Origin of the sequence: Mycobacterium gastri (assembly GCF_002102175.1) — a bacterium.
Taxonomy (GTDB): Bacteria; Actinomycetota; Actinomycetes; order Mycobacteriales; family Mycobacteriaceae; genus Mycobacterium; species Mycobacterium gastri.
In genome coordinates this window covers 1-2,957 of the sequence record NZ_LQOX01000022.1, presented here as the reverse complement: position 1 = coordinate 2,957, position 2,957 = coordinate 1, and the positions used below count along the sequence as shown (strand labels likewise).

1 protein-coding gene and 2 pseudogenes are annotated in these 2,957 nt (G+C 64.7%); 1 reads left to right on the top strand and 2 read right to left on the bottom strand.

Features of this window, described 5'->3' with window-relative positions; all coding sequences use genetic code 11:
• A partial coding sequence (locus AWC07_RS02430; RefSeq protein WP_208622341.1) for a transposase occupies positions 1-919 on the bottom strand: 919 nt, incomplete at its 3' end.
• A 1,188-nt stretch (positions 920-2,107) separates the two neighbouring features.
• Positions 2,108-2,370 (bottom strand): annotated as a pseudogene (locus tag AWC07_RS28350) (hypothetical protein); the annotation flags it as partial.
• A gap of 78 nt (positions 2,371-2,448) precedes the next feature.
• On the opposite strand from AWC07_RS28350, the pseudogene AWC07_RS02415 reads away from it, so the two are divergent.
• Positions 2,449-2,880 (top strand): annotated as a pseudogene (locus AWC07_RS02415) (transposase); the annotation flags it as partial.
• Positions 2,881-2,957 lie beyond the last annotated feature (77 nt).

Sequence of the window (2,957 nt, the reverse complement as noted above, 5' to 3'; positions counted from 1 at the left end):
CAGCAGGTCGATGGCGAGGGCGACCGCGGTGACCCAGGCGGTGTTGATCGCAAACGAGTGCGAGGGCCAGCGGGCCAGGCCGGTGTCCTTGCCGCGGCGGATGAACCCCTCCACCCGGGTGTGCACCCGGTGGCGGGCCTCGAGCCGCTGGGCGGCTCCGCCCCAGGTGGCGGTCGCGATGAGTTGGTAGCGGTGGCCGTTGATCTGCTCGAATAGTGACAATTGCGTCCCGTGCTCGATCTTCTCCCGCCGCACCAGGATGCGCATGTCGGCCGGCCAGCCGGTCGCCGTCGGCGCCCTCGCGCAGCAGCCCGGTCAGCTCGGCCACCTGCGCGTCGTCGCGGGCCTGGCCGGCCGCATCCAGCGCCGCCTCCCACCCGGCGGCGGGCATCTGCCCGACCGCGACCCGGGCCCGCTCGTCGAGGTCGAACCCCACCGAGTAGGCCACCGACCAGCCCGGGCGGGCGTTCAGTTTGCGCAGGTGCTCGACCACGGCGTGGCTCGAGCCCGCCCCGTCGATGGTGATCAACAGGTTGCACCGCCACTTCGCCGGGATCGCGGCGATCGCCGCGTCGATGATCGCGATGTGATCAGCCGCGGTGTTCGACCCGGCGTTGCCCGCGCGGGTGATCACCGCCAGCAGTTCGCCGGTGTTGTCGCACCACGCCAACAGCGGGTGAAACCCGTAGCCACCCTTGAAATTCCCCGCAGCGTGCTGCTTGTCGCTGTGCGATTCAACCAGCGAGGCGTCAATGCGGATCACCACCACCGCACCCAGGTCCCCATAACAGGTCCGCGAGGGCGGGATCGCGCCATGGCGAGCCTCGATCAACTCCCACACCCGCTGCCGGACCCTGTGGCGCACCAGCGCGATCGCCGCCATGCCCTGGTGGTCGATCTCGTTGAGCGACCGCCACATCGTCGGGACCTACGCCACCTGCCCGAACAGTCGTTGCTGATCCCGCCAGCACCGCGGTACCGGCCAGGTTCTCCGCGCCGCCCGCGCCCGACACCGCCACGTCCCGCTGATAGGTGCACTCCTCGATCGATTCTCCAACGCCAGCAAACGTCGATTATCGTTGAGGCAGTGCACCTTTCACGTTCACGACACACCTCAGCACCGAATTGCGTGAACTATCGAGGTATATGCGTGGCTCGCTGGCATCAAAGCCGACGGCGCGGAGGCCGCTTGTGTATGTCGGCGGCGGGTAGCGCGGCTGGCAGCTCTGCGGCGGTGTTTCGCCCAACTCAGTGATCAGACCGGTTGGAACTGGTTAGCCACGGTTGTGCGACCACCCACCTCGCTCGTAAGTTCGTCGGCGTCGCGGTCAAGCGGCGCGGGCCGGATGGGGCTGTGTCGCGTTGGTGGTGTTCGAGGCTGGTCAGCAGTTCGTCCGGGTAGGGCCATTGGCCCCCACCCTGGTGGGGTATACGTATGGCATCCTTCGAAGCATGACAGAAACACCTGAATCCACGAACGAACCGCAGCACGAGTCCGGGCTAGTCCGTAATGACGACCGACACGAAGAGCCCAGTCGACTAGTCCAAGTCTCGGCGTGGACCGGCATCGTCGCGGGAGTCGTAGTCTCCATTGCGGCGATCTTCTTCTCAGGGTTCTTCTTGGGTTGGTCCTCGGGTAGCCACTACGGCTGGCACCGGGGCCACGACGCGGGCATGGACCATAGCTGCTCGATGATGGGGCAGGGCGGAATGATGCCGGGCGGAACGATGGGGCCTGGCAGACCAATGGGTCCTCAACAGCCTCCTACATCAACGGCACCCAGTACACCGCGACCCTAGCGGCTAAGCTTCGATCCACCGAGCAATTGGTGGGGCCGCGTGCCGACATGACGAAACTGCCTTCTGAACTGGGGTGATGGGAGTTTCCAGGTAACGATCGATCCAGTTCGGACAGGCGCTTCCGGTGCCAAGTCCGGCAGAACTTCACGCCTATTCCGCGGTTTGCGACGACGACGATCTCGTGTCGATGGTCTGGCTGGTTCCGGTGACGGCTGGCCGAAGCGACACGATTCATCACTCGGACGACGGAAGTCATTACACCGCAATACATTTCACTGAGACTCTGATACTGTACGGGCTGGTCCCGTCAGTCGGGGCCGGGTCCCATCATGCCGCCGGGTCTCATCATGCCTTGCATCATTGCGGGCATTCCGTTGCGCACGAACCCGGTTACTTCACGGGCGTCGGCGCGGATCGTGTCGACCAGGGCGGGATCGTCGGAGGTTTCCTCGTGATGACGCCTGTGGGCATCAGCGTCAGCTGGCGGCGGTAACCGTCGGCGTTGCGGAATGACGTTGGCAGGCTTTGGCTCATGCACATGACTTCGGAGCCCTGGTCTAACGATGAGTAATTCCTAACGCTGCCAATGAGCAATGCTTGAAATCTGTGGATCTGCTTGGGAAGGGGCGTACCTGGGGTTCCCCAACCACCGCAGCTGGTGCGATCGAGGTGGTCGCGCCGCGGGTCAACGACAAGCGTGTCGACCCGGAAGCCGGTGACCGGCGGCGGTTTTCCTCGGCGATCCTGCCGGCGTGGGCGCGCAAGACCCCGCGTGTCCAAGAGGTGTTGCCGCTGTTGTATTTACATGGGCTGTCCAGCCAGGATTTCGGGCCGGCGCTGGGGCAGTCCTTGGGTTCGACCAAGGGGCTCTCGGCGGCGACGATCACCAAGTTGACCGAGACCTGGCAGGCCGAGCAGAAGGCGTTTTCGGCCCGCGATCTTTGCGGTGTGGATTATGTGTACGTCTGGGCCGATGGCATCCACGTCAACGTGCGCCTGGAGGAGGCCAAGCTGTGTCTTTTGGTGCTGATCGGGGTGCGCGCGGATGGGCGCAAGGAGCTGATCGCGCTTGATGATGGCTTGGAGCATCCCGGGTTTGATGCACACCTCGTTTTGTGTGACCGGGGTGTCCGATCTGAACGGTGAGCGTAGTACCT